At 34.6% G+C, this 22,373-nt stretch carries 25 protein-coding genes and 1 tRNA gene; 1 reads left to right on the forward strand and 25 read right to left on the reverse strand.

Going from position 1 to position 22,373, the window contains the following annotated elements:
• The first annotated feature begins 85 nt into the window (after positions 1-85).
• Positions 86-394 carry a hypothetical protein gene (locus tag ACKI3H_RS06460; protein WP_407371465.1) on the forward strand — a complete coding sequence of 103 codons (309 nt, stop codon included), beginning with the start codon at positions 86-88 and terminating at the stop codon, positions 392-394.
• Positions 395-436: 42 nt separating this feature from the next.
• Here the strand turns inward: ACKI3H_RS06460 and ACKI3H_RS06465 are convergent, their stop codons facing one another.
• From ACKI3H_RS06465 to ACKI3H_RS06585, 25 genes are all read right to left on the reverse strand, one after another.
• Positions 437-1,207 carry an acetyl-CoA carboxylase carboxyl transferase subunit alpha gene (locus tag ACKI3H_RS06465; protein WP_407371489.1) on the reverse strand — a complete coding sequence of 257 codons (771 nt, stop codon included), beginning with the start codon at positions 1,205-1,207 and terminating at the stop codon, positions 437-439.
• A gap of 51 nt (positions 1,208-1,258) precedes the next feature.
• A complete protein-coding gene (gene accD, locus ACKI3H_RS06470; protein WP_407371466.1) occupies positions 1,259-2,107 on the reverse strand; it encodes an acetyl-CoA carboxylase, carboxyltransferase subunit beta in 849 nt (282 codons plus the stop codon).
• Between the two features lie 61 nt (positions 2,108-2,168).
• Positions 2,169-3,536 carry an acetyl-CoA carboxylase biotin carboxylase subunit gene (locus ACKI3H_RS06475; RefSeq protein ID WP_407371467.1) on the reverse strand — a complete coding sequence of 456 codons (1,368 nt, stop codon included), beginning with the start codon at positions 3,534-3,536 and terminating at the stop codon, positions 2,169-2,171.
• Between the two features lie 4 nt (positions 3,537-3,540).
• Entirely contained in the window at positions 3,541-3,963 is a 423-nt protein-coding gene (fabZ, locus tag ACKI3H_RS06480) for a 3-hydroxyacyl-ACP dehydratase FabZ (protein ID WP_176944148.1), read from the reverse strand.
• Between the two features lie 21 nt (positions 3,964-3,984).
• Positions 3,985-4,473, reverse strand: a complete 489-nt coding sequence (gene accB, locus ACKI3H_RS06485; RefSeq protein ID WP_407371468.1) for an acetyl-CoA carboxylase biotin carboxyl carrier protein — start codon at positions 4,471-4,473, stop codon at positions 3,985-3,987.
• A 1-nt stretch (position 4,474) separates the two neighbouring features.
• Positions 4,475-5,716 (reverse strand): beta-ketoacyl-ACP synthase II, encoded by a 1,242-nt coding sequence (gene fabF, locus ACKI3H_RS06490; protein WP_407371469.1) that lies wholly within the window; start codon positions 5,714-5,716, stop codon positions 4,475-4,477.
• Positions 5,717-5,731: 15 nt separating this feature from the next.
• A complete protein-coding gene (gene fabG / locus ACKI3H_RS06495) occupies positions 5,732-6,469 on the reverse strand; it encodes a 3-oxoacyl-[acyl-carrier-protein] reductase (protein ID WP_407371470.1) in 738 nt (245 codons plus the stop codon).
• Between the two features lie 21 nt (positions 6,470-6,490).
• Positions 6,491-7,435: an ACP S-malonyltransferase gene (fabD, locus tag ACKI3H_RS06500; RefSeq protein ID WP_407371471.1), complete on the reverse strand. Its 945-nt coding sequence runs from the start codon at positions 7,433-7,435 to the stop codon at positions 6,491-6,493.
• A 163-nt stretch (positions 7,436-7,598) separates the two neighbouring features.
• Positions 7,599-8,558, reverse strand: coding sequence for an enoyl-[acyl-carrier-protein] reductase FabK (gene fabK / locus ACKI3H_RS06505; RefSeq protein ID WP_407371472.1), 960 nt, complete (start codon positions 8,556-8,558; stop codon positions 7,599-7,601).
• Positions 8,559-8,583: 25 nt separating this feature from the next.
• A complete protein-coding gene (locus tag ACKI3H_RS06510) occupies positions 8,584-8,814 on the reverse strand; it encodes an acyl carrier protein (RefSeq protein ID WP_013710924.1) in 231 nt (76 codons plus the stop codon).
• Between the two features lie 74 nt (positions 8,815-8,888).
• Entirely contained in the window at positions 8,889-9,863 is a 975-nt protein-coding gene (locus ACKI3H_RS06515; protein ID WP_407371473.1) for a beta-ketoacyl-ACP synthase III, read from the reverse strand.
• 18 nt (positions 9,864-9,881) lie between these two features.
• Positions 9,882-10,331, reverse strand: a complete 450-nt coding sequence (locus tag ACKI3H_RS06520; protein WP_350466052.1) for a MarR family transcriptional regulator — start codon at positions 10,329-10,331, stop codon at positions 9,882-9,884.
• Positions 10,332-10,643: 312 nt separating this feature from the next.
• Positions 10,644-10,988, reverse strand: a complete 345-nt coding sequence (locus ACKI3H_RS06525) for a DUF2187 domain-containing protein (protein WP_407371474.1) — start codon at positions 10,986-10,988, stop codon at positions 10,644-10,646.
• A 177-nt stretch (positions 10,989-11,165) separates the two neighbouring features.
• Positions 11,166-11,603 (reverse strand): MarR family winged helix-turn-helix transcriptional regulator, encoded by a 438-nt coding sequence (locus tag ACKI3H_RS06530; RefSeq protein WP_407371475.1) that lies wholly within the window; start codon positions 11,601-11,603, stop codon positions 11,166-11,168.
• An 862-nt stretch (positions 11,604-12,465) separates the two neighbouring features.
• Complete coding sequence (locus ACKI3H_RS06535; protein WP_035023186.1) at positions 12,466-13,032, reverse strand: NADPH-dependent FMN reductase; 567 nt, start codon at positions 13,030-13,032, stop codon at positions 12,466-12,468.
• A gap of 175 nt (positions 13,033-13,207) precedes the next feature.
• Complete coding sequence (locus ACKI3H_RS06540; RefSeq protein ID WP_407371476.1) at positions 13,208-13,885, reverse strand: CBS domain-containing protein; 678 nt, start codon at positions 13,883-13,885, stop codon at positions 13,208-13,210.
• A 36-nt stretch (positions 13,886-13,921) separates the two neighbouring features.
• The gene (locus ACKI3H_RS06545) at positions 13,922-14,485 is read right to left on the reverse strand and encodes a CDP-alcohol phosphatidyltransferase family protein (protein ID WP_407371477.1); all 564 of its coding nucleotides are present in this window, start codon (positions 14,483-14,485) and stop codon (positions 13,922-13,924) included.
• Between the two features lie 180 nt (positions 14,486-14,665).
• Positions 14,666-15,343 (reverse strand): lipoprotein, encoded by a 678-nt coding sequence (locus ACKI3H_RS06550; RefSeq protein ID WP_407371478.1) that lies wholly within the window; start codon positions 15,341-15,343, stop codon positions 14,666-14,668.
• Between the two features lie 62 nt (positions 15,344-15,405).
• Entirely contained in the window at positions 15,406-16,557 is a 1,152-nt protein-coding gene (locus ACKI3H_RS06555; protein WP_407371479.1) for a hypothetical protein, read from the reverse strand.
• Positions 16,558-16,909: 352 nt separating this feature from the next.
• Positions 16,910-17,818, reverse strand: a complete 909-nt coding sequence (locus ACKI3H_RS06560; RefSeq protein ID WP_407371480.1) for a DUF975 family protein — start codon at positions 17,816-17,818, stop codon at positions 16,910-16,912.
• A gap of 209 nt (positions 17,819-18,027) precedes the next feature.
• A complete protein-coding gene (gene nrdF / locus ACKI3H_RS06565) occupies positions 18,028-18,990 on the reverse strand; it encodes a class 1b ribonucleoside-diphosphate reductase subunit beta (protein ID WP_407371481.1) in 963 nt (320 codons plus the stop codon).
• A gap of 15 nt (positions 18,991-19,005) precedes the next feature.
• Positions 19,006-21,183 carry a class 1b ribonucleoside-diphosphate reductase subunit alpha gene (gene nrdE, locus ACKI3H_RS06570; RefSeq protein WP_407371482.1) on the reverse strand — a complete coding sequence of 726 codons (2,178 nt, stop codon included), beginning with the start codon at positions 21,181-21,183 and terminating at the stop codon, positions 19,006-19,008.
• Positions 21,176-21,541 (reverse strand): class Ib ribonucleoside-diphosphate reductase assembly flavoprotein NrdI, encoded by a 366-nt coding sequence (gene nrdI / locus ACKI3H_RS06575; RefSeq protein ID WP_407371483.1) that lies wholly within the window; start codon positions 21,539-21,541, stop codon positions 21,176-21,178. The genes nrdE and nrdI overlap by 8 nt, the downstream gene beginning before the upstream one ends.
• Positions 21,538-21,771, reverse strand: a complete 234-nt coding sequence (gene nrdH, locus ACKI3H_RS06580; RefSeq protein WP_407371484.1) for a glutaredoxin-like protein NrdH — start codon at positions 21,769-21,771, stop codon at positions 21,538-21,540. Before nrdH ends, nrdI begins: the two co-directional genes overlap by 4 nt.
• A gap of 477 nt (positions 21,772-22,248) precedes the next feature.
• Positions 22,249-22,324: transfer RNA gene (locus ACKI3H_RS06585), tRNA-Arg, on the reverse strand.
• Between the last annotated feature and the right edge of the window lie 49 nt (positions 22,325-22,373).

Here is a 22,373-nt window from a genome sequence, read left to right on the forward strand (position 1 = left end):
TATATACTGTACGATACAAAATATGGTAAACTATTTTTGGTGCGCTGATATAAAAACATTTAAAAATTTTTAGGAGGATCCTTCAATGAATCAAGGTTTTGTAAAAGACCTCACTAGTGAAGAACAAACTGAGTTACAATCTCTAGCAAATATTATATTTGTAGAAACGATTGCAAATGGTTTTTATGAATTGAAAAAAGTGACTGCCACATTACCGGAGGGTTTTCCATTAGGACGAATTTATTCTAGAGAAATGCTTGGTAAATTACTTTTAGATGACCATCGTTACAGTATTTTGATTGAAACAAATGATAGCAAATATCTTTATCAATCATCTACAGTAAAAATACCAAAAATCGATCTACCCCAACTAGAAAAAGAGCAAATCAGTTGATTTCAACTGATTTGCTCTTTTTCTGTCATTATTGAATAAAATTCAATATTTCCTGAATCTTTGATACCGTTCTTCAACAAGTTGATCAGGTGTTTTTGCAGAAAGCTCTTTTATAGTAGAACTTATATTTTCTTTCATATCTCTCAAAATCTGCTCTTGAGACAATAAGCCTTCTAAGTTTGTTTCCGGCAATATAAAGTCAATTATATCAAGCCCAAATAAATCTTGAGCAGTTAGCTTCATCAATTCTGCTGCTTCCTTAGATCTCGTTGCGTCTTTCCATAAAATAGAAGAAAACCCTTCAGGTGAAAGTACAGAATACATCGTGTGTTCCATCATCCATACCTGATTCCCCATAGCTAAAGCTAAAGCTCCTCCACTACCGCCTTCACCGATAATAATTGAAAGAACTGGTACTTTTAATTTACTCATTTCGATTAAATTACGTGCAATAGCTTCACCTTGTCCTCTATTTTCAGCCTCAACGCCACAATAAGCACCAGCAGTATTAACAAAGGTTATTATAGGTCTATTAAATTTTTCAGCTTGTTTCATTAGACGCAATGCTTTTCGATAACCTTCTGGATGAGGTGACCCAAAATTGCGCATAATATTTTCTTTTACTTCATGACCTTTTTGATTGCCTATCACCGTTACAGGTTGTCCATTTAAGGTTGCTATGCCCCCGACAATGGCTTTATCATCATGAAAAGAACGATCGCCATGGAATTCAATAAAATCGTCAAAAACAGATTCCATTATTTCTATAGCAGTTAATCGTGAAGTTTTTCTTGATAAAGCAACGATTTCCATAGCTTCTTTCAACTCGTTCACCTTCTTTATAAAATACTTGCCTGTCTATTTTTACTGATGCATGCGTAAGATATCGCTTAGTAGCTGTTTCATTTCTTTTCTTGGCACAATTTTATCAATAAACCCATTTTCTAAAACAGATTCAGCAAGTTGAAAATCATCAGGAAGTTCTTCATTTATCGTTTGTTCAATCACACGTCTGCCAGCAAATCCGACCAATGCTTGAGGTTCAGATAAGATGATATCTCCTTGCATGGCAAAACTAGCCGTTACACCACCAGTAGTCGGGTCAGTCAAGACAGTTACGTATAAGAAACCTGCATCACTGTGGCGAGCTACAGCACCGCTGATTTTAGCCATCTGCATAAGCGATAAAATACTTTCTTGCATACGAGCTCCACCTGAGGCAGTAAAAATGATGACCGGTAGTTTTTCCTCTGTTGCTTTTTCAAATGTTCTTGTTATTTTTTCACCGACTATTTTTCCCATACTTCCCATAATAAAATGAGAATCCATCACACAAATAGCCGTTTCGATACCATTTATCGTACCTTTTCCAGTTAAAACAGCTTCATGAAGGTGAGTCTTTTTCTGAGCCAGCTCGATTTTTTTATCATAGTCTGGAAAATGCAAAGGATTTTCAAATGGAATATCGTGATACCATTCTTCAAAACTAGCTTCATCAAGCGTTAATTCAATTCGCTTTTGTGCCCGTATTCTAAACGTATAGCCACATTCAGGACAGATTTTTTCTGCACCTAGATCCTTTGTATAAATGGCTTTCTTACAACTTGGACATTGTGCGAACATGCCATCTGGCACCATAGGGTTATCTGTTTCTTCATTAATTTCTGAATGTTTTGTAATTGGAATATAAGCTCTTTTTTTAAATAACTGCACGTTGTCACCTCTTTTATTTACTGCATGTTTAGTAAGATGGTTTTGTTACTTCAAAACAAACTTATTCAATACGAGGTTTCCATTCTTTAAGAAAGACATCTTGTAAAAAGCTTGTATCATAATCTCCATTAACAAAGCGTTTATCCATTAACAAATCTTCTTGGAAAAACTGGTTGCTAATAATTCCATCGATAACCATTTCACCTAAAGCACGTTGCATTTTAGCAATGGCTTCAGCACGATTGGCACCTTTGGTAATGATTTTTGCAATCATTGCATCATAATATGGCGGAATATCTGCTCCAGCAAACATTGCACTATCAACTCTCAATCCATTTCCACCACTCGGCATCAATAAGTATTGAATCGTTCCCGGAGAAGGTGCAAAGTTAAAAGCAGGATTTTCAGCATTGATTCGGCATTCAATCGTGTGTCCAGTCAAACGAACATCACTTTGTTGAATTGATAACTCTGCTCCGCTTGCAATCAGCAATTGTTCTTTCACAATATCAAATTCAGTAGCCATTTCGGTTACTGGATGTTCAACTTGAATACGAGTGTTCATTTCCATGAAATAAAACTCTCCATTTTGATCCAATAAAAATTCAATCGTTCCTGCGTTTTTATAACCGACATACTTTGCAGCACGAATAGCTATTTCACCGATATTTTTTCGTTGCTCTTCGTTGATTGCTACTGAAGGAGATTCTTCGATTACTTTTTGATTATTGCGTTGCAAAGAGCAATCACGTTCGCCTAAATGGATAACGTTTCCGTAATGATCACCTAATAATTGTACCTCAATATGGCGTGCATGTTCAATGATTTTCTCCATATACATTTGGTCATCGCCAAAAGCTGCTTTCGCCTCGTTTTTTGCACTGTTAAATGCAGCAGCTAAATCTTCGGTTCTTAGGACTTTACGCATCCCTTTACCACCACCACCAGCTGCAGCTTTGACCATTACTGGATAACCTAATTGATCTGCCAGTTGTTTAGCTTCATTAGTATCGGTAATGAAACCTTCACTTCCTGGAATAACTGGTACATTTGCTTCAATCATAAGAGCACGCGCATTCGCTTTATTCCCCATTTGATCAATAGTACCCGCGTCTGGCCCAATGAATGTAACATTCATTTCCTTACACATGGTCGCAAATGTACTATTTTCAGATAAGAACCCAAAACCTGGGTGAATCGCTTGAGCATTTGTCACAACCGCTGCACTTAAAATACTTTGCATATTTAAGTAAGAGTCAGTAGCTTTGGCTGGGCCAATACAAATCGCTTCATCTGCTAATTGCATATGCAAAGCATCACGATCCGCTTCAGAATAAACAGCAACTGTTTTGATTCCCATTTCACGACAAGCTCGAATAATGCGAACAGCAATTTCTCCTCGATTGGCAATTAATATCTTATTAAACATAGGCTTATCTACCAATGATGAAAGTTAATTCAGCTTCACAAACTTTTTTTCCATCTACGTATGCTACACCTTTTCCGATACCAGCGTAATCTTTCAATTTAACAATGTCGACTTGTAACATCAGTTGGTCACCAGGAACAACTTTTTTACGGAATTTCACTTTGTTCATTCCACCTAAGTAAGCTGTTTGCCCTTTAAAACGGTCTAGAGTCAATAGAGGAATCGATCCTGCTTGAGCTAGTGCTTCTAAAATATATACTCCTGGTAATACAGGTTCACCTGGGAAGTGACCTTGGAATACTTCTTCATTGATCGTTACATTTTTAAGAGCTACAACATGCTCACCTGGAATCATTTCGTCCACACGGTCAATAAAGTAGATTGGATAACGGTTGGGGATTAATTCTTGAATTTCTTTAATATTCATTTTTGTCATTGGTATTTCCTCCTAGGCAATTCTGAACAACGGTTGATTGAATTCAACAACTTGTTCATCTTCTATTAGTATTTCAGTAATCGTTCCATCTACTTCACTTTTAATTTCATTCATTAATTTCATTGCTTCAACAATACAAAGTGTTTCCCCAACGGTTACTTTATCTCCCACTTTTTTGAAAGCTGGTTGATCAGGTGAAGGAGAAGTGTAAATTACTCCAACGATTGGAGAATGAACTAGTGCGCCATCAGCAACAGGCTCAGCAATTGGAGCAGATTTGGATACTTCTTCGAAAATAGGAGAAGAAGTTTGTATATTCTCTTTACGAACGGGTTCGTTAAATCTTGTCTCTGAATCAGTATGAACAGCTTGATTGCTAATGTGTTGGCTAGATGTATTTTTACTCATACGTAAAGTCACATTATCCATTTGCAAATCAAATTCAGTTAATTCTGATTGATTGACTAGATCAAGAATTTCTTTCACTTGACCAAAATCCATTTTATTGCCCCTCCCATTTCTTAAAGCATGTTACGGCATTGTGTCCGCCAAAGCCTAAAGAATTGTTTAGTGTATATTTTAGATCTGCTTCACGTCCAACGTTAGGAATGTAATCCAAATCGCACGCTTCGTCTGGAACTTGAAGTCCGATAGTCGGAGGTAAGAAACCATCTTGAAGTGCTTTCACACATGCTACTGCTTCAATGGCTCCTGCAGCACCTAATAAGTGTCCTGTCATACTTTTCGTACTTGAAATAGCAACATTTTTAGCCTCATCGCCAAATGCATATTTAATAGCCATTGTTTCAGCAGAATCATTTGCTCCAGTACTCGTTCCATGAGCATTGATATAGCCGACATCAGCAGGTGTTATACCAGCTTCAGTCATTGCGTCTTGCATTGCACGACCTGCGCCACTTCCGTCTGGTGTTGGTGCAGTCATATGATAACCATCACCTGTAGAACCGTAACCAACGATTTCAGCATAGATTGTTGCTCCACGTTCTAAAGCATGGTCTAGTCTTTCAAGCATCAATACAGCTGCGCCTTCACCCATAACAAAACCAGTACGTTCTTTGTCAAAAGGAATTGAGGCACGATCAGGATCTGTACTTGTTGATAGAGCCGTTAATGCAGCAAAACCAGAAATACCGATCTCGTTGATCGTACCTTCTGCTCCTCCAGCAAGAATCACATCTGAGTAACCATGTTTAATATTACGGTAAGCTTCTCCAATAGAATTATTTCCAGAAGCACAAGCTGTTACGATAGACGTATTGATGCCTTTAGTCCCAATAGCGATTGAAATATTCCCAGCGGCCATATTACCGATTGCCATCGGTACGAAGAAAGGTGCTACACGCTGAGGTCCTTTTGTGTTCATCTTAATGATTTGCTCTTGCATAGCGTTCAATCCACCGATACCAGAACCAACAATAACACCAAAACGGTTCATATCTGTTTTTTCACGATCAATACCACTTTCTTCTACAGCTTGTACAGCTGCTGCGACACCATATCTTGAAAATTCGTCCATACGTTTTGAAATTTTACGTGGCATATAGTTTGTTGCATCAAATTCTTTCAATTCACCAGCAACGGTTATACCTGTCTCCGTTGCATCAAATTTTGTAATAGGAGCAATACCATTTTTTCCAGCTTTAAGCCCATTCCAAAATTCATCAACTGTATTTCCTAAAGGTGTCACAGCACCCATTCCAGTAATTACTACACGATTCGTCATTGTTTTTCCTCCTTTTTAACCATTCATAACCATTCCGCCATCTACATTGATGACTTGACCTGTAATGTATTTATTTTCACTTAAGAACACTGCGGCTCTCGCAACATCTTCTACGCTACCTAAATGTTTCAATGGTATTTGACTAACCGCTTGTTCTTTCATCTTATCAGACAATACATCGGTCATTTCTGTATCAATAAAACCTGGAGCAATAGCATTTACGGTAATTCCTCTAGTAGCTAGCTCTCTTGCAGCAGATTTTGTTAACCCTACAACACCAGCTTTACTTGCAGCATAATTTGCTTGTCCAACATTTCCAACAAGTCCAACTACACTCGCCATGTTAATAATCGTTCCACTCTTTTGTTTTAGCATAACTTTAGATGCATGACGAATCGTATTAAAAGTTCCTTTTAAGTTAACTGAAATCGTTTGGTCAAAGTCTTCTTCTGACATCCTCATTAAAAGCATATCGTTTGTGATACCCGCATTGTTCACTAAGATATCAATGCTTCCAAAAACTTCTTTTGATTCTTCAATCAGTTGTTTAGCAAAATCAAAATCACTAACGTCTCCTAAAATAGTATGCGTTTTAACACCGTAACCTTCTATTTCGCTGATCAATTCTTCAGAGATAGGTTTGCGTCCATTTAAAACAACGTTTGCTCCAGCTTTTGCAAATTCTACAGCCACTGCTTTTCCAATACCTCTTGAACTACCTGTAACAATAACGGTTTGATCTTTTAAAGTCATGTGCTCATTCCTTTTAATGTACTAGGCCGGAGCGTTCAACTCAGCCAGTTTATTTACCGTTTTTTCTAAAGACCTTTCATTTTCAACATTTAAAATAGTCACCGTTTTATCGATTTTCTTGATAAAACTGCTTAATGTCTTACCAGGACCTACTTCTATAAAAGTGTCAACGCCCATATCAATCATCGTTCTTACACTATCTTCCCAATAAACAGGAGACATCACTTGTTTCACCATCATTGTTTTTATTTGCTCTTTGTCTTCAAAGACCTTAGCAATGGTGTTGCTAATGACAGGGAGTTCAGAATCATGAATTGAAACAGATTTAAGTGCTTCTTCTAATTGAATCGACGCAGGCGCTAATAGCTGTGTATGAAATGGTCCACTGACTTGCAAAGGAACCACTCGTTTCGCTCCTCTTTCAAGAAGTAGTTCTCCTGCTTTTTCTACAGCTGCTTTAAGACCAGCAATAGCAATCTGTCCAGGCATATTATAGTTAGCAGGAGAAACAATACCAAGTACACTTGCTTCATTACAAGCGTCAATGATTGTTTGACGATCCGTTCCCATGATGGCACTCATCGCACCTTTTCCGAGAGGAACAGCATCAGTCATGTATTGCCCTCTTTTTTTAACCAATTTAACAGCGTCTTCAAAAGATAGTACATTCGCTTTTACAAACGCACTGTACTCTCCTAGACTTAAACCAGCTACAACTTCAGGATGAATCCCTTTTTCTTTTAACAATGCGTCTATAGCCAAACTGACAGTAAGAATAGCAGGCTGAGTATAAGTTGTTTGGTTCAACAAATCATTTTCTTCAAAGCAAAGCTCAGCCATATCGATATTTAAAGACTGTCCAGCTTGATCAAAAACTTCTCGAACTACACTATACTTTTCATACAAGTCTTGCCCCATACCAAAGTATTGAGCGCCTTGTCCACTATATACAAAGGCAATTTTCATAAGGTTTTTTCTCCTTTAATACTGTAATTTGTCTATAAAAAAAATCATCCATGCTCTATACATTTAATCAATAAGAGAAATAATCGAAAAAAAAACTAGAAAAACTATCTGAAGCGAAAAGACCTCCTTTTAGCTTTCTAGTTATTTTTTACCTAAGTTCACCTTATTTTAAAATGAGGTTGGCTTGTTCTTTTATTACTTCTTGATATTCATGCATTAATTCTTGGATGATTTCATGACTACTTTGTTCTTTATTCACTAATCCAGCACTTTGACCAGACATAAATGATCCAGTTTCTTTATCGCCATCTATGACAGCTCGTCTCAAAGCACCTGTTCCAAGTTCTTCCAAACGATTAAAATCTGGTTTTTCATCACTTGTGATGTCTTTTTCAATTTTTAAGTATTGACGAGTTAGTTTGTTACGTAGGACACGTACTGGATGACCAGTAATCTGACCAGTAACTACAGTATCAATATCTTTTGCTTTTAATATGGCATCTTTGAAATTTTGATGAACAGTACTTTCGTGTGCAACAACAAAACGTGTTCCTAACTGAACAGCTGAAGCGCCTAACATAAAAGCAGCTGCAACACCACGTCCATCAGCAATACCTCCTGCAGCAATGACTGGAACAGAGACAGTATCAACCACTTGTGGCACTAAGTTCATAGTAGTTGTTTTACCAATATGACCACCAGCTTCCATACCTTCACAAATGATTGCATCTGCTCCTTCATTTACCATGCGTCGTGCTAAAGCAACTGAAGCAACTACTGGGATAACTACTGTACCCGCATTTTTAAACTGGCTCATGTATCTTCCAGGACTACCAGCACCAGTCGTTACAACTTTAACCTGTTCTTCGCAAACTACTTTAACAACATCATCTACATAAGGTGATGTTAACAAAACGTTGATACCGAAAGGTTTGTCTGTTAAACTTTTTGTTTCTCTAATCAGTTCTCGCACAATTTCACTTGAAGCATATCCACAAGCTAATATTCCTAGACCGCCAGCATTTGAAACTGCACTCACTAAACTAGGATTAGCAACCCAAGACATTGCGCCTTGTATAATAGGGTATTTGATTCCAAGTTTTTCAATTAATTCAGACTGCATACAGTACCTGCTTTCTTATGGGTGCTTATTTTTTAGCTAGTTCAACTTCAACAAAAGTTACGATATCTTGAACAGTTGTTAAGCCTTCTTCAGATTCAATTTTAATATCAAATTCGTCTTCAATATCATTGATGATTTGGAATAAGTCTAAGCTATCTGCTTCTAAATCTTCACGGAAGTTTGTTTCTAATTGTACTTCTTCTTCCTCTTTGTCTAATTGGTCCACGATAATTGCTTGAATTTTTTCGAATGTCATTTTGTAATTCCTCCATTATAGTTGTTTTTATTTTTGCTTATTTTTTTAAGCCTAAGCGGGCTAGTATAACCTCTTTAAAGTTGAATAAGCATGGAACCCCATGTGAGTCCTCCACCAAATCCAGTAAGAACGATTTTTTTCTTGCTTCCCAAAACTAAATCTCCATTTGTTATAAGTTCATCTAACAAGATTGGAATACTTGCAGCAGAAGTATTGCCATATTCAGCAATATTTGTTGCGAATGTTTCAACTGGCATTTTTAGTTTTTTTGCAATAGCTTTTAAAATACGATAATTTGCTTGATGAGCAACAATACAGTCTATCTCTTCAAGAGTATAATTTGAAGATTCCACAACAGTTCGAATACTTTCAGGAACACTCCGAATAGCAAAATCGAAAATTGATCTTCCGTCCATCTGAAGAAACTCATTCTTAGAATTTTCTTTTGTATGAAAATTCGTAACCAAGTGACTACCAGCTGTAAGGGATTCTCCACGGCTCCCGTCAGAATGGATATCTTCTCCTAAAAAGCTGTTTTCTGTTTCTGTTGCACCCAGCAATACGCCTCCAGCACCATCACCGAACAAAACTGCTGTACTTCGATCCTGCCAATCTATGATTTTTGACATGACCTCTCCGCCAAGAACTAACCCATATTGGAAAGTGCCACTTCGAATCAACTTCTCAGCGATTGATAAAGCATAAATGAAACCAGAACATGCTGCATTTACATCAAAAGCCATGATAGGATTTGCGCCTATATAATCTTGTACTAAACAAGCTGTTGAAGGACTTAACCCATCTGGAGTCATTGTCGCTACAATAATAAAATCTATTTCTTTAGCAGAAATACCTGTTTTTTCAAGAATATCCATTGCGGCTTTGCCACAAAGAACTGAAGTGTTTTCACCCTCACTAATGTGACGCGTTTCTATACCTGTACGAGTTCTAATCCATTCATCATTGGTGTCCATCATTTTTTCTAGCATCGCATTGGAAACTACTTTATGTGGAGTGTAACTTCCAGCACCCATAATTTTTGCCTTCATTAGCATTCAACTCTGTTCTTATAAATTATTTTTCGTGCGGTCTAAGAAAATATGAAGGTTTTTTAAGCCTTTGATCAACATTTCTGCGTCTTCTCGGTTTAAGCCTTCTAACGTCTCTTTAACCATATCTCGATGAAACTTGTCATGAAGACGATAAAGCAATCGGCCTTTTTTAGTTAAGCCCAACTTAACGACTCTACGATCATTATCATTTCGAATGCGTTCAACGTATCCTTTTTTCACTAAGTTATTAACAGAAACAGTTAATGTTCCTACAGTAACCGAAAGCTTTTTTGAAACTTCAGTTGTCGTATGAATACCATACATGCCAATAGCTTCAATCGTATGCATTTCTTTTATTGAGATATCTTTAAATGTGCTACTTTGAAGAGCACCTTCTTCAATTATCAGAATTTCATTAAATATCGTTACCAAGTAAGAATTAATTTCAGGAATTAATTCGTCCACACCAACTCCTCCGTTCTTTCAAATTAGCAATTAAGTTAATTACTTTGAACATCAAATTGTTTGACCATCAAACTATATTATTTTTTAGTGAAAGTGTCAAGAATAAATATATTATTATTTTCATTTTATTGATTAAAACCTTTTAATACCAATGTCTATATGTCTTAAAAATTATTTTGAATATCAAAGTAATTTTTTTAAAAACATAAAAACTTCATTTTAAGAACTCATGAAAAATTCTTATTTCCAACTTATTTCAGGGAAATTTACAACAAAAAAAGAGTTGAGACATTTTGTCTCAACTCTTTTTTGTTATTCTGTTTCACTAGATACAAATTCTTCAATATCTTTAAAGTTAACAATGGTTTTACTTTCCATTATATCCTTCATTTTATCAGAAGATTTATCCCAATAGATTTCTACAACGGCACTATTATTCAATAATTTGATGATTGTTCCAGCCATTTTTTCGTCTCGGAATGAAAAAATAATTCTATCTCCTACATCTGGTCTAAATGAAGCTTTTATTTCGTCAATGATCACGATTGCTTCGTCATATGGCACGCCTAAAAGGGTCGCAATTCTTGATTTGCTGGCACCTTTTCGAAGTTCAACTTCTACTAAAGATTGAATTTCTTCGGTAATAACTTTCCCCATGTAAATCCCCTCATTTCTTTGGTTCTTAATTTGAGCGTATTCCAGTAAATTGTTCTGCTAAAAATGATTATACCATATTTTAGCAATAAAATGAAGTACTAGTACGCAAGAGTCTTTACATTTGATCTTAAACCTAGAAAAGTCGGTGCTGCTTTCGTACCAATAATCTTGTTATTTTTATTTAAATGAATCAGCATTGTACCCTACTTTTTTTAATAACTCTGTTAAAGTAGTTAATTCTTCTTCATTAAGTACACCAAACACATTTGAGATTAATTCTTCATGCTCTGGAAAAGCATTTTTCATAAAAGTTGTTCCTTTTTCAGATATTGAAATATTTGTTACACGTCGGTCTTTAACTGAAGGAGAGCGTTGTATGAAGCCTTTATTTTCTAACTTGTCCACAACATACGTAATACTGCTGCTGGCTAACAATATTTTTTTTCCAATATATTGAATCGGCTGATCTCCTCTACTATAAAGAAGCTCCAAAACTGAGAATTCAGTCGGATTTAATCCATATTTTATCATATCTTTTTTTATAACATCTAGAACGCTTGAAGAAGATTTTAACATTACGGTTAAAGCTTTTAATGCTTTAGTTGAGTCTTCCATTTTATCAGTCACCTTTCATTTTAAACTTATCTATAGATGCTTTTACTAGACTGAAATTATCCTTAATTCGAGATAAATATACCATTAAAAATAAGGAATTGTCAATCTATACAACTATTGCTTAAAAATATAGAAAAAAAAGAGGAGCAACCTAAAAATAGGAAGTTCCTCTTAAAACTTATAGCATGGTTCTAGTCGAATCTCTGATATCAACTTCTACAAAGGTTGATCGTTTCAATTCATTTAAACTAGAACTACATGCTGATTATATTAGCGCTCATCCATTTAATACTTCTGATTGGTTTTCATTTAGAATGGTCATACAGTAGCAATCAACTAAATGAATGAGCTTGGACAAGATAGCTTTACTCGACTATTTGTCCTCGAAGCTACTTTCACTAGCTTCTATAAAGAGTAGCATGCTCTCTTTATAGACATGTCTCTCTTTACATATTTAATGTACCGTGTAAACGCTAACATGTCAAGTTTTGATTCTTAAATTTTAGATAAAAAAGGAGAGCTTCTTGTTAGAAGCCCTCCACTCATTTTGTAGCTAGTTCCCGTTTTTTTTCTATACTTTATTCGCAAAATTGTTATTGTGCACATGAACTCTATTTCCTTCATGTGGGTTTGGATACTTCAGTCTTGACTTATTCTATTTCAGGAACTTAGCCACTCTATGAAGTTGAGTTAATAGTAATGAATCTACTATTAACTTTAGAGTCGATAATCCATTGACTCTAGTAAAGAAGACATTGTACCTTGTCCTTCTTTACACCATTATAATAACAAGAAAGCGCTCTGATTTCAACTTTAAAGATTGGAAAATTACTATTTAAAAAGTATGAATTTGGACTCGGATTCAGGCCTTATTCCTTAAAGGTTGTAGCGCTGTTGACCATGCAACAACTTGGTCTAATAGAGTATTTACTGAAGCTACATGCAAATCAGCTGGTTTGAATTCATTCATATTTACAAAATCAGTGAATAAAGACATTGCTGGGTGTGTACGAACGCTTGCAACTTGTAGTTCAGCTAAAACAACTCGTAAAGCCTCAGCAGCTCTTACTCCACCAGATGACCCATAACTAACGATTCCTGCCGCTTTATTGTTCCATTCAGGATAAAGATAATCAATTGCATTTTTTAACGCCGATGTAATACCATGATTGTATTCAGGAGTAATAAAGACATAGCCATCTAACTCAGCTATTTTTTTAGACCATGGAATGGCTTCTGGTGTAACATAGTTTTGACTATACGCTGCTGAGATTGGTTCATTGTATAAAGGCAGATTGTATTCTGCAATATCTACAATTTCATATTCTGCATCTCCGCGTTTGTCAGCTAATTCTTTTACCCATTGAGCGACTTGCAAGCTATTACGTCCTGGACGCGTACTACCTGTAATGATTCCAATTTTTGTCATTTATTTCTTCCTCCTTGTTTTTTAGCTTAGCAGCTTACTTAGCAATAAATCAATACAGTTAATTTACTAACTTAAAGTAACTATAGTACAAACTGTTTTATACGGCAACTAATTTGATTTAACCGAAATCATTTCAGATGAATTATTTTCTTCTAATTTAATCTCTAAAGCATTATTATAAATCGGAAGGAGTAATAATACCTAAAGGAGATTCTGACACTTTACCGTTTTCTGTTATAAGTAAAGCATCTAAACGTCGATCATTTTTTAATAGATCTGCCGCAATCTCAACAGACATATTTTTTTTGATAAATAAATAATTATTTTTTCTTGTATCTTCTAAAACAATCTCTTCCACCATCGTTTTTTTCAAATAAATCATTTCGTCTTCTAATTGATTCGCTAGCCACATTGTAATTCCTTTTTCGGTTAATAGACCAATCAATTTTTTGTCTTTATACACCGGAAAATGAGTAAATTTTCTTTCATTAATGGTTTTTAACACTTTTGTAAATAAATCATCGAAATTAAACTGAACGACATCACGTTTAAATAATGGATAAACTTTTTCGGGACTTTTTATTTCATCTTCAATTTGTTCAATGTGTTTGACTACTTTATCTGTCGGTTGAGCAATATAAGTATTCGGAATTAATTTTTTGTGTACCATAACATTTCTCAGATCGGCAAAAACTTGTAGATCATTCTTATATTTTTTTACGGCAGGATTGCGGTTTTCATTTTCATCTAATAAACGATAAAATGGTTTTTTATATTCTTTTTCATTATCTGAAAAGCTTAAAAAATTATGGATACGATTAAAACTCGCAATGAAGCGTTCTGCATTATTCATTTTGTACTCCTCTCAGAATTTACTTACACGTTAAATTTACTTTGAACTTTTTTGATACATGGTAAAGAATTCACGCCCATATAAGACAAATGAGAGTGTTAAGAAAAAACCAGTAACAATCATTAGGCTATTTGCAGTCGTTGCTTGGATAGTAGGAAATGCCACTAAAAATGTCATACACGCATAGAATACTGCAGTTGATATTTTCCCAAACCATTTAGCACCATCCAGTTTTTTACCTTGTCGATAAAGTAAAAAATCATTTACGGCCATAAATAATTCTTTGGCTAAAAACAAGGTAATGATAATCCACATTTTTTCATAATGAACTAGTAAACAAATTATGACGGCTATCTGAGTAAGCTTATCAGCAATAGGATCGAGTAATTTTCCTAACTCCGTAATTTGATTAAATTTTCGAGCAATATATCCATCTAGCAAGTCAGTCAATCCTGAGAAAATAATGATTGTCCCGGCAACATAGTAATCGCCAATATTTGTAGCTGTCAAGTACTGCATCATAAAAACCGGGATGAGCATTAGACGAACGTAAGATAAAATATTTGGAAAAGTGAGAAAATCTTTTGCCTGTAGTTTCATTTAACATCACCTCTCGCATAGCATAACAGCTTATGTATTAAGCTAATCCTACCATTTTTATTGCCACTTAGACTACTTTTATGAATCTTTTCAAAAAAATTTTGGTCAATAAAAAAAGCGACCAATAGAATGCAAGAATATAGCATTTCATCGGAGCGCTTTTAATCTAAAAATAATACATTATTTTTCTTCGAAATCAAACTCATCAATTGTGTAAACTAAATTATTGATATCAGAAGTACTGAAAAATGCATCTTCATTTTCAGGTGGAATATTTAAGTAAATCGGCATCGCAGTCTCCGGTTCTAATACTCCAAAAGATTCTTCTGTCAGATAGAAGGGCGCTTTATCTAATATAACATCGCCATCGACAGTGCTAAAACTTATTGTAAGATTAATATTTGTCATGGCTACATCCATTCTGTTAACAATAATAAAAATAGCTTGCATTTCTCCAGCTTCACCTAAATACATACCCGTGAAATGTATAGCTACATCATTTTCAATACCAATATCTTCTGATTCTGCCATTCTCATTTCTATTTCTTGTAATACAGAATCACTTTCAAGTGTCAAACCTTGATCTAACTCCATTTTTTGAGGTACAAGTGGAATAGCCATATCTGTAGTTGTCTCACCTGTTGCACTAGAATCTACCTTAGATTCTTCTGTACCAGTACTACTTGATTGAGAGGAAACAACTGCAGAAGACTCTGAGGACATTTCAGAACTCATCATACTTTGACTCGTTGCTGTCGAACTCGCTTCACTAGAAGATGTTGTTTCGCTACCTCCTCCAATAAAATCACAACCTGCCAACAAAACAACTGCTCCAAAAAGCGTTAGTATTTTTTTCATTTTAATCATCCTTCCCCTTTTTTAACCCTGCTACCCTATAGTCCTAATTATTCCGACCTCTTTTATTCTTCAAAATTAAATTCATCCAACTTAATTGAAAGGTTCTCATTTGTAATGGAAAAAAATAAATCTACTTTTCCCTTTGGAACTGTCATCGTTAGAGGAAGAACAACATTTGGTTTTAGCGGACCAAATATATTTTCTTTCAAAATAACAGCTTCTTTATCCCATACCATTTCCCCATCTTTATTACCATAACTTAGTTGATAATGAATATTTTTTATCTCAAGATCCGTTTTATTAATAATAAAAAAATAAGCCAATGTGTCACCATCTGTCTTATCATACAATCCGGAATACATAACTGTTACATCATTATTAAATCCCATATCCGGATGTTCCATTACGAGTTGTTGAAATTCAGCCATTAAGGGATTATTATCAAATGTTTGGCCATTGTCAGCATTTTGTTTTGGAATGACAAGACTCAATTCATCTTCACTTGTTTCAACAGCTGATTCTTCTGATTGAGTTGGTTGATCCGACTTACCAGCATCTGTATAATCAAACATGTGTATTTCTTCTACCAATTGACTTGTGGTCATCCCCTTCAAGAGCGATTCCTTAGAAGGATCCACCACTAGATACATAGGCATAACAGTGTTCGGCTCTAGTGTGCCAAAACTATCTCCTGTCAATGTAAATGACTGCTTATCAAAAATCAATTCACTATCTGCTTTACCAAATGAGTACGTAAAACGAACATCTTTCATAGCACTATCTGTTCGGTTAATAATAAAAAATATTCCTGCAAGATTGGGTGATTCCCCATATGTTTCTCCTGTATAGATAATGGTTACGTCATTTTCATAACCCATATTCGGATTTTCTTTTACATACTTTTCCAACATAGCTAATGTAGCATCTGTTTCAACAGTTAACCCTTTGTCTATTTCATCATCTTGTGGAACTAAGGTTAATTCAATTGAACTATCTTTATCTGTTGAATCTGATGCAATTTGTTCGGACAGAAACTCTTGACTGTCTTCAATAGCGCTTTCAATTTCAGCTGAATCTTCTCCATTAGAAGCAGTTGATTGGGAGCTGCTCACAGAATTGGACATAATTTCTTCTGTTAATTTATTTGCCAATTTACCAACATCGCATCCGGCCAAAACAACAACGAAAATGAGTAGAAATCCCAACTTTTTCATTCTTTCTCTACTCCTTTCTTAAGTACTTGAGTAGCATCAAGAAATGATCTTTAGCTAATTAACCTTTCCCTCCATTCTTTTTAAATTTTGAAACTAAAGGATGTATATTTTTTATAAATACATCTTTGTAGACTTTTATACTTATTTTTATTGTATCTTATCTTTCTTTTATAACAAAAGGATATACTCATAAACAGCGTTATTTATTTTCAGATTATTCAATCACTTACTATTTAGTAAAAAAGACTAGCAAGGAAATGAATGTTTCCAACATTTATTTCCTTGCTAGTCTTTTAAATTCTGCCTTTAATAGTGTTCTATATTAAAGTAAACATGATTGGTCAAGTCTTTTTTAAAAGTCGACATCATCTAACTGTTTGCCTTCATAATCCTCATTATACTGATTGTCATCCTTTTTGTGGGTAGTTGGATGTTCAATATTGAAAGCATCTCCATCCGACAACAAGCGATAAAAGACCTGTTGAGAAGTTACCCGATACGGTTCAATGTAAAATGAAATTAGAATAACAAATAGTAAGATAGCTAAAAATGCCAGGAGGAAGCCTAAAATAACAACGATTCCTTCATTAGGATTTGCTTCCAATCTTGCATTGATTGTTTGGATACTTCCTAATGTAAATAAGCCAAAAAGAACTAATGGTACAATGTACCACCAAAGGAATGACAGTTGTAATAGGAAAAATTTCCACTTATTCCCTTTCATCATTTTACGACTCTGATCTAATGCTTCCATAATACTAATAGAAGGGTTATCTTTCATTATGTTCAATGCTTGACTGTAACTATAACTTTTAATGATACCTGGTATGATTAATAATAATGACCATAGCGTGATTAAAATAGTCATTACAACAATCAAACCTGTTGTTTTAAATATACGCTCTTTTTTGAATGTTTGGAACATACCTTCGATAGATAATTTCGCTCCATCTACCATATCTAAAATATTCCAAGCATAACCAGCATTCAACAATCCAGAAATAAAACTGACCAATATACTAACTAGTGAAGTTAATAAACTAGCTGTAATAGTTGGTTTAACAGCCATTGTTGAATTATCTAAATTCCCTTGCATGACAGAATCAAGCATGGTAAGAGAGCTTCCTGAACCAATCAAAGTAAAAATACCTTGGCTAATGGCACCTGTCAAAACAGAAATAATAATTAAATTTAAAATAGCAACTTTCCAATTTCCTTTTAATAATTTCTTTGCAGTTCTTTTTATTTCACGTCTTTCCATTATTTCTCCTCCTTTTTACCAATTTAATAACAATCTTATCATAACTGAAACTTTATTTCTTCACAATTATTAACCATTACATAATTGTCTTTAGTCATTTCAGAGAAAAAAACACCCTTATTAAATTCATCTGACATGAATTTAATAAGGGTGTACTCTATTTTTAAATCTGTCCATTCGAAAATTCCAAATGAAAGCTTATATTGTTCTTAAATAGTCCACTTTTCGTAGTCTTCAGTCTCCATAGACTCGACCATACCAAGCAGATACCCATTTCCGACTTGTGAGAAAAAATCATGGTTAGATGTGCCCGTAGAGATTCCATTCATAATAACTGGATCTACATCATTAGCTGTATCTGGAAATAAAGGATCAAACCCGAGATTTTGCAAAGCCTTATTTGCATTGTATCTAAGAAAGACTTTCACACGTTCTGTCCATCCAATTTCATCATACAAATATTCTGCATACTTCACTTCATTTTGATACAGTTTAAATAATAATTCATACGTCCAATTTTTTATGTCTTCTTTTTCATCATCAGGCAACTGATTAAACGCAATTTGGAACTTGTATCCAATATAGGTTCCATGAACGGATTCATCTCGTAAAATCAATTTAATGATTTCTGCTACATTTGGTAGCTTATTATTTCCTAAATAGTGCAGCGGAGCAAAAAATCCTGAATAGAATAAGAACGATTCCAACATAACACTAGCAACTTTTCGTTGCAAGTCTGTTCCGTTATGGTAGATATCATTAATGGTGGAGGCTTTTAATTGCAACAACTCATCTGTATTTGTCCATTGAAAAATTTCATCAATTTCAAATTTGCTATTTAACGTACTAAAAATCGCACTGTAGCTTTTCGCATGCATGGATTCCATAAATTGGATATTATTGTATACCGCTTCTTCGTGTTGAGTACGGATAGATTGTTTTAACGACTGAACACCATCTTGCGATTGAAGAGTATCCAATAAGGTTAATCCGCCAAATACTTTACCAACCATGTCTTTTTCGATTTTAGGAAGTTGTGCCCAGTCGTCTAGATCATTCGATAATGGGATACGTGTATCCGTCCAAAATTGTTCTACTAATTTTTCCCATGTCAACTTGTCAATCATATCTTCAATATTATTCCAGTTAATGGCTTTATAGTTCGTTGTCATTCTAGTTCTCTCCTTTTAAATGGTACAGCTCTCACAAGCATTTGAACCAATCTCTTCTGAATTTTCAGTAAATGTACGAACGTAGTAAATAGATTTTACACCTTTTTTCCAAGCATAGTGACGTAAAATATTTAAATCACGAGTCGTTTGTTTGGTTGTACGTCCATTTTTCCACTCATACAACCCATCAGGAATTTCAGAGCGTAAGAAGAGTGTTAAACTCATACCTTGATCAATATGTTTTTGGGCTGCTGCATAAACATCAATCACTTGACGCATATCCATATCATAAGCTGACTTATAATAAGGCATTGTGTCATTTGATAAGAAAGGTGCCGGGTAGTAAGTTTTCCCCGTCTTCTTCTCTTGACGTTCTTCAATCAAACGTGTGATTGGATGCAAACTAGATGATGTTTCGTTTACGTAACTAATTGAACCTGTTGGCGCTACAGCTAAACGGTTCTGATGATATAAACCGTCACTCATTACCGCTTCTTTTAAAGCTGCCCAATCTTCTATAGTAGGTACTTGGATCCCATCAAACAAGTGTTGAACTTTTTCACTTGAAAAAACAAAATTTTCGTTGATGTACTTATCAAAATAAGTCCCATTCGCATATTTCGATTTTTCAAAATTATAAAAAGTCGTACCTCTTTCTTTCGCTACTTTATTACTAGATACTAACGTATAGTAATTTAACAACTTAAAGTACACATCCGTAAATTCAACGGATTCTGGTGAACCGTAGTGAATTTGATTCAATGCTAAATACGTGTGCAGTCCCATTGCGCCAAGACCAATCGTATGGTATTTATCGTTACCATTTTTAATTGACGGTACAGCATCAATACTTGATTGGTCAGTAACCATCGTTAAAGCCCGCACCATAGTGTCAATTGAGGTTCCAAAATCAGGAGACTTCATCAAGTTCACGATATTCGTTGAACCAAGATTGCAACTGATATCTGTTCCTAAATGCTCATAGGTTTGATCGTTATTGATCATTGAAGGTTCTTGGATCTGTAAGATTTCACTACATAAGTTACTCATTGTAATTGTTCCATAAACTGGATTTTCACGATTTGCTGTATCGACGTTAATAATATAAGGATACCCAGATTCTTGTTGCAATTTAGAAATTTCATTTTCTAATTCACGAGCACTAATTTTTGATTTACGTATTTCTTCATTGTTAACCATGTTATCGTATTCTTTAGTAATATCGATATAAGCAAACGGTTCTCCATAGATACGTTCGACATCATATGGACTAAATAGATACATCTGCTCGTCGTGTGCTGCTAATTCATAGAATTTATCCGGCACAACTAGTCCAAGAGAAAGAGTTTTTACACGAATTTTTTCATCTGCATTCTCTTTTTTTGTTGAAAGAAACGAAACAATATCTGGATGGAAGACATTCAAATAAACAGCCCCTGCTCCATTACGTTGACCAAGTTGATTAGAATAACTGAAACTATCTTCTAATAATTTCATTACTGGAACAACTCCACTTGAAGCATTGTCGATTTTTTTGATTGGATCGCCAGAAGCTCGTAAATTCGATAAATTCACTCCTACTCCGCCTCCAATACGAGACAATTGCAATGCACTATTCACAACACGACCGATACTATTCATATCATCTGTTGCTTGAATCAAGAAACAAGAAACCAATTCTCCACGTCTTTTACGGCCAGCATTTAGAAATGTCGGAGTAGCTGGTTGGTACCGTTGATTCACAATTTCATCTGCAAGTCTACTCGCCAATTCTGTGTCTCCATCTGCTAAATATAATGCATTGAAAACGATCCGGTCTTCATAGCGTTCTAAGAAACGTTCTCCGTCATTTGTTTTAAGGGCATATTGAGTATAAAATTTAAATGCAGACATAAATGAACGAAATCTAAATTTACGGCTATAGATATCATCAAACAACGCACGCACAAATGCTCTGTCGTATTTTAATAAAAATTCTTCCTCTATATAATCTTCTTCAATTAAATAATTCAATTTTTCATCTAGAGTATAGAAGAAAACTGTATTCGGATTTACGTGTTCTAAAAAATAAGCTCGTACAGCTTCACGATCCTTGTTCAAAGGAATTTTTCCATCTACAGGTCTATTCAGTTCATTGTTTAACTTAAAATACGTAACTTCTTTTGGCTTTGATGCTAATTTAGGTTTATCCAATTTTATTCACCGCTTTCTTTAGTTGTACAACATCTTCTTCGTTACCTTGAAATTCAAAGGTATGTAGGAGTGGAACTTGATAATCACGGGCTAAATCTTTGGCTGTAAAAGCGAAAAGCTTACCAAAATTTAAATTCCCACCACCTGCAACTCCTTTAAAGTAGTCTTTATTATCAGCTGTTTCAATAAAATCATTTAATAGATCCGTAGCTTCTTTATCATAGGTAGGGGTGATAATGATAAACGGTTCATTTAAAGCAAGATATGGATTCGTTGGCGTCAACTCCAGCGAATCCATATCTAATTTTTTAACAAACTTTCGTGTTTGGCCTGTTAAACTAATGTAAACAACTTTCATACTAATTGATCAAGGAGATCTGGGCGAAATCCATTAAATGCTTCTTGTCCTTCAACCGAAATAACCGGAACAGAGCTGAACCCAAGTTCTTTGACTTCATTTAATGCTTCTTCTGATTCAAAAATATCTTTTACTTCGTAAGACACACCTTTATCTTCTAAATATTTTTTAGTGAAGTTACATTGCATACAATTTGGTTTAGAATAAACAATAATCGTTTTTTGAGTCATCCTACATTCTCCTTTAAGCTTTTTTAAAATGATCTTTCTTCTATTTCTCTAGTTGTATTCTACACTTATTTCTCTCTACTGGCAAATAAATAAACCACTATATATAGTGGTTTTCCTATTGACATATTCATTTTTTTCTATATATAGTGTTCCGAAATATTGCTTGTGAACATTAAAGCGAGAAGAACCTTGAATAGAATTGTATCCAAAAACAGTTCCGTGTACTTTTCACATTTAAAATAAAGAGAAATAAATATAAAAAAAAGGAAAACTTTTTTTTGGCTGTACAGTAATCTACCATTTTCAGAAATATAGAATATTTTTACATTTTTCTGAATAATTCTTTTAAACCGTTTTAGAAGTACCTAGATGAGAAGGAAGATTATTTAATGAATAATTTAAAAATCTTATCTTTTTATTTCCACATGAAAAAAAGTTAGAAAAGCTGACTATTCAACTTTTCTAACTTTTCATTTGATGTCTCAGGAGAGATTCGAACTCCCGACCGTCCGCTTAGAACGCGGATGCTCTATCCAACTGAGGTACTGTGACATGTACTAGCACCAAAATTAATTATAGGTAATAATGAATAAATAGACAAC

Source organism: Carnobacterium sp., from assembly GCF_045617425.1.
In the GTDB taxonomy this organism is placed as follows: Bacteria; Bacillota; Bacilli; order Lactobacillales; family Carnobacteriaceae; genus Carnobacterium_B.

Bases quoted from the DNA above. Each gene is read 5' to 3' on its own strand.
- ACKI3H_RS06460 (WP_407371465.1), top strand. From the start codon at position 86: ATGAATCAAGGTTTTGTAAAAGACCTCACTAGTGAAGAACAAACTGAG.
- ACKI3H_RS06465 (WP_407371489.1), bottom strand. From the start codon at position 1,207: ATGGAAATCGTTGCTTTATCAAGAAAAACTTCACGATTAACTGCTATA.
- ACKI3H_RS06475 (WP_407371467.1), bottom strand. From the start codon at position 3,536: ATGTTTAATAAGATATTAATTGCCAATCGAGGAGAAATTGCTGTTCGC.
- fabZ (WP_176944148.1), bottom strand. From the start codon at position 3,963: ATGAATATTAAAGAAATTCAAGAATTAATCCCCAACCGTTATCCAATC.
- accB (WP_407371468.1), bottom strand. From the start codon at position 4,473: ATGGATTTTGGTCAAGTGAAAGAAATTCTTGATCTAGTCAATCAATCA.
- fabF (WP_407371469.1), bottom strand. From the start codon at position 5,716: ATGACGAATCGTGTAGTAATTACTGGAATGGGTGCTGTGACACCTTTA.
- fabG (WP_407371470.1), bottom strand. From the start codon at position 6,469: ATGACTTTAAAAGATCAAACCGTTATTGTTACAGGTAGTTCAAGAGGT.
- fabD (WP_407371471.1), bottom strand. From the start codon at position 7,435: ATGAAAATTGCCTTTGTATATAGTGGACAAGGCGCTCAATACTTTGGT.
- fabK (WP_407371472.1), bottom strand. From the start codon at position 8,558: ATGCAGTCTGAATTAATTGAAAAACTTGGAATCAAATACCCTATTATA.
- ACKI3H_RS06510 (WP_013710924.1), bottom strand. From the start codon at position 8,814: ATGACATTCGAAAAAATTCAAGCAATTATCGTGGACCAATTAGACAAA.
- ACKI3H_RS06515 (WP_407371473.1), bottom strand. From the start codon at position 9,863: ATGAAGGCAAAAATTATGGGTGCTGGAAGTTACACTCCACATAAAGTA.
- ACKI3H_RS06525 (WP_407371474.1), bottom strand. From the start codon at position 10,988: ATGGGGAAAGTTATTACCGAAGAAATTCAATCTTTAGTAGAAGTTGAA.
- ACKI3H_RS06530 (WP_407371475.1), bottom strand. From the start codon at position 11,603: ATGGAAGACTCAACTAAAGCATTAAAAGCTTTAACCGTAATGTTAAAA.
- ACKI3H_RS06535 (WP_035023186.1), bottom strand. From the start codon at position 13,032: ATGACAAAAATTGGAATCATTACAGGTAGTACGCGTCCAGGACGTAAT.
- ACKI3H_RS06540 (WP_407371476.1), bottom strand. From the start codon at position 13,885: ATGAATAATGCAGAACGCTTCATTGCGAGTTTTAATCGTATCCATAAT.
- ACKI3H_RS06545 (WP_407371477.1), bottom strand. From the start codon at position 14,485: ATGAAACTACAGGCAAAAGATTTTCTCACTTTTCCAAATATTTTATCT.
- ACKI3H_RS06550 (WP_407371478.1), bottom strand. From the start codon at position 15,343: ATGAAAAAAATACTAACGCTTTTTGGAGCAGTTGTTTTGTTGGCAGGT.
- ACKI3H_RS06555 (WP_407371479.1), bottom strand. From the start codon at position 16,557: ATGAAAAAGTTGGGATTTCTACTCATTTTCGTTGTTGTTTTGGCCGGA.
- ACKI3H_RS06560 (WP_407371480.1), bottom strand. From the start codon at position 17,818: ATGGAAAGACGTGAAATAAAAAGAACTGCAAAGAAATTATTAAAAGGA.
- nrdF (WP_407371481.1), bottom strand. From the start codon at position 18,990: ATGACAACGAACTATAAAGCCATTAACTGGAATAATATTGAAGATATG.
- nrdI (WP_407371483.1), bottom strand. From the start codon at position 21,541: ATGAAAGTTGTTTACATTAGTTTAACAGGCCAAACACGAAAGTTTGTT.
- nrdH (WP_407371484.1), bottom strand. From the start codon at position 21,771: ATGACTCAAAAAACGATTATTGTTTATTCTAAACCAAATTGTATGCAA.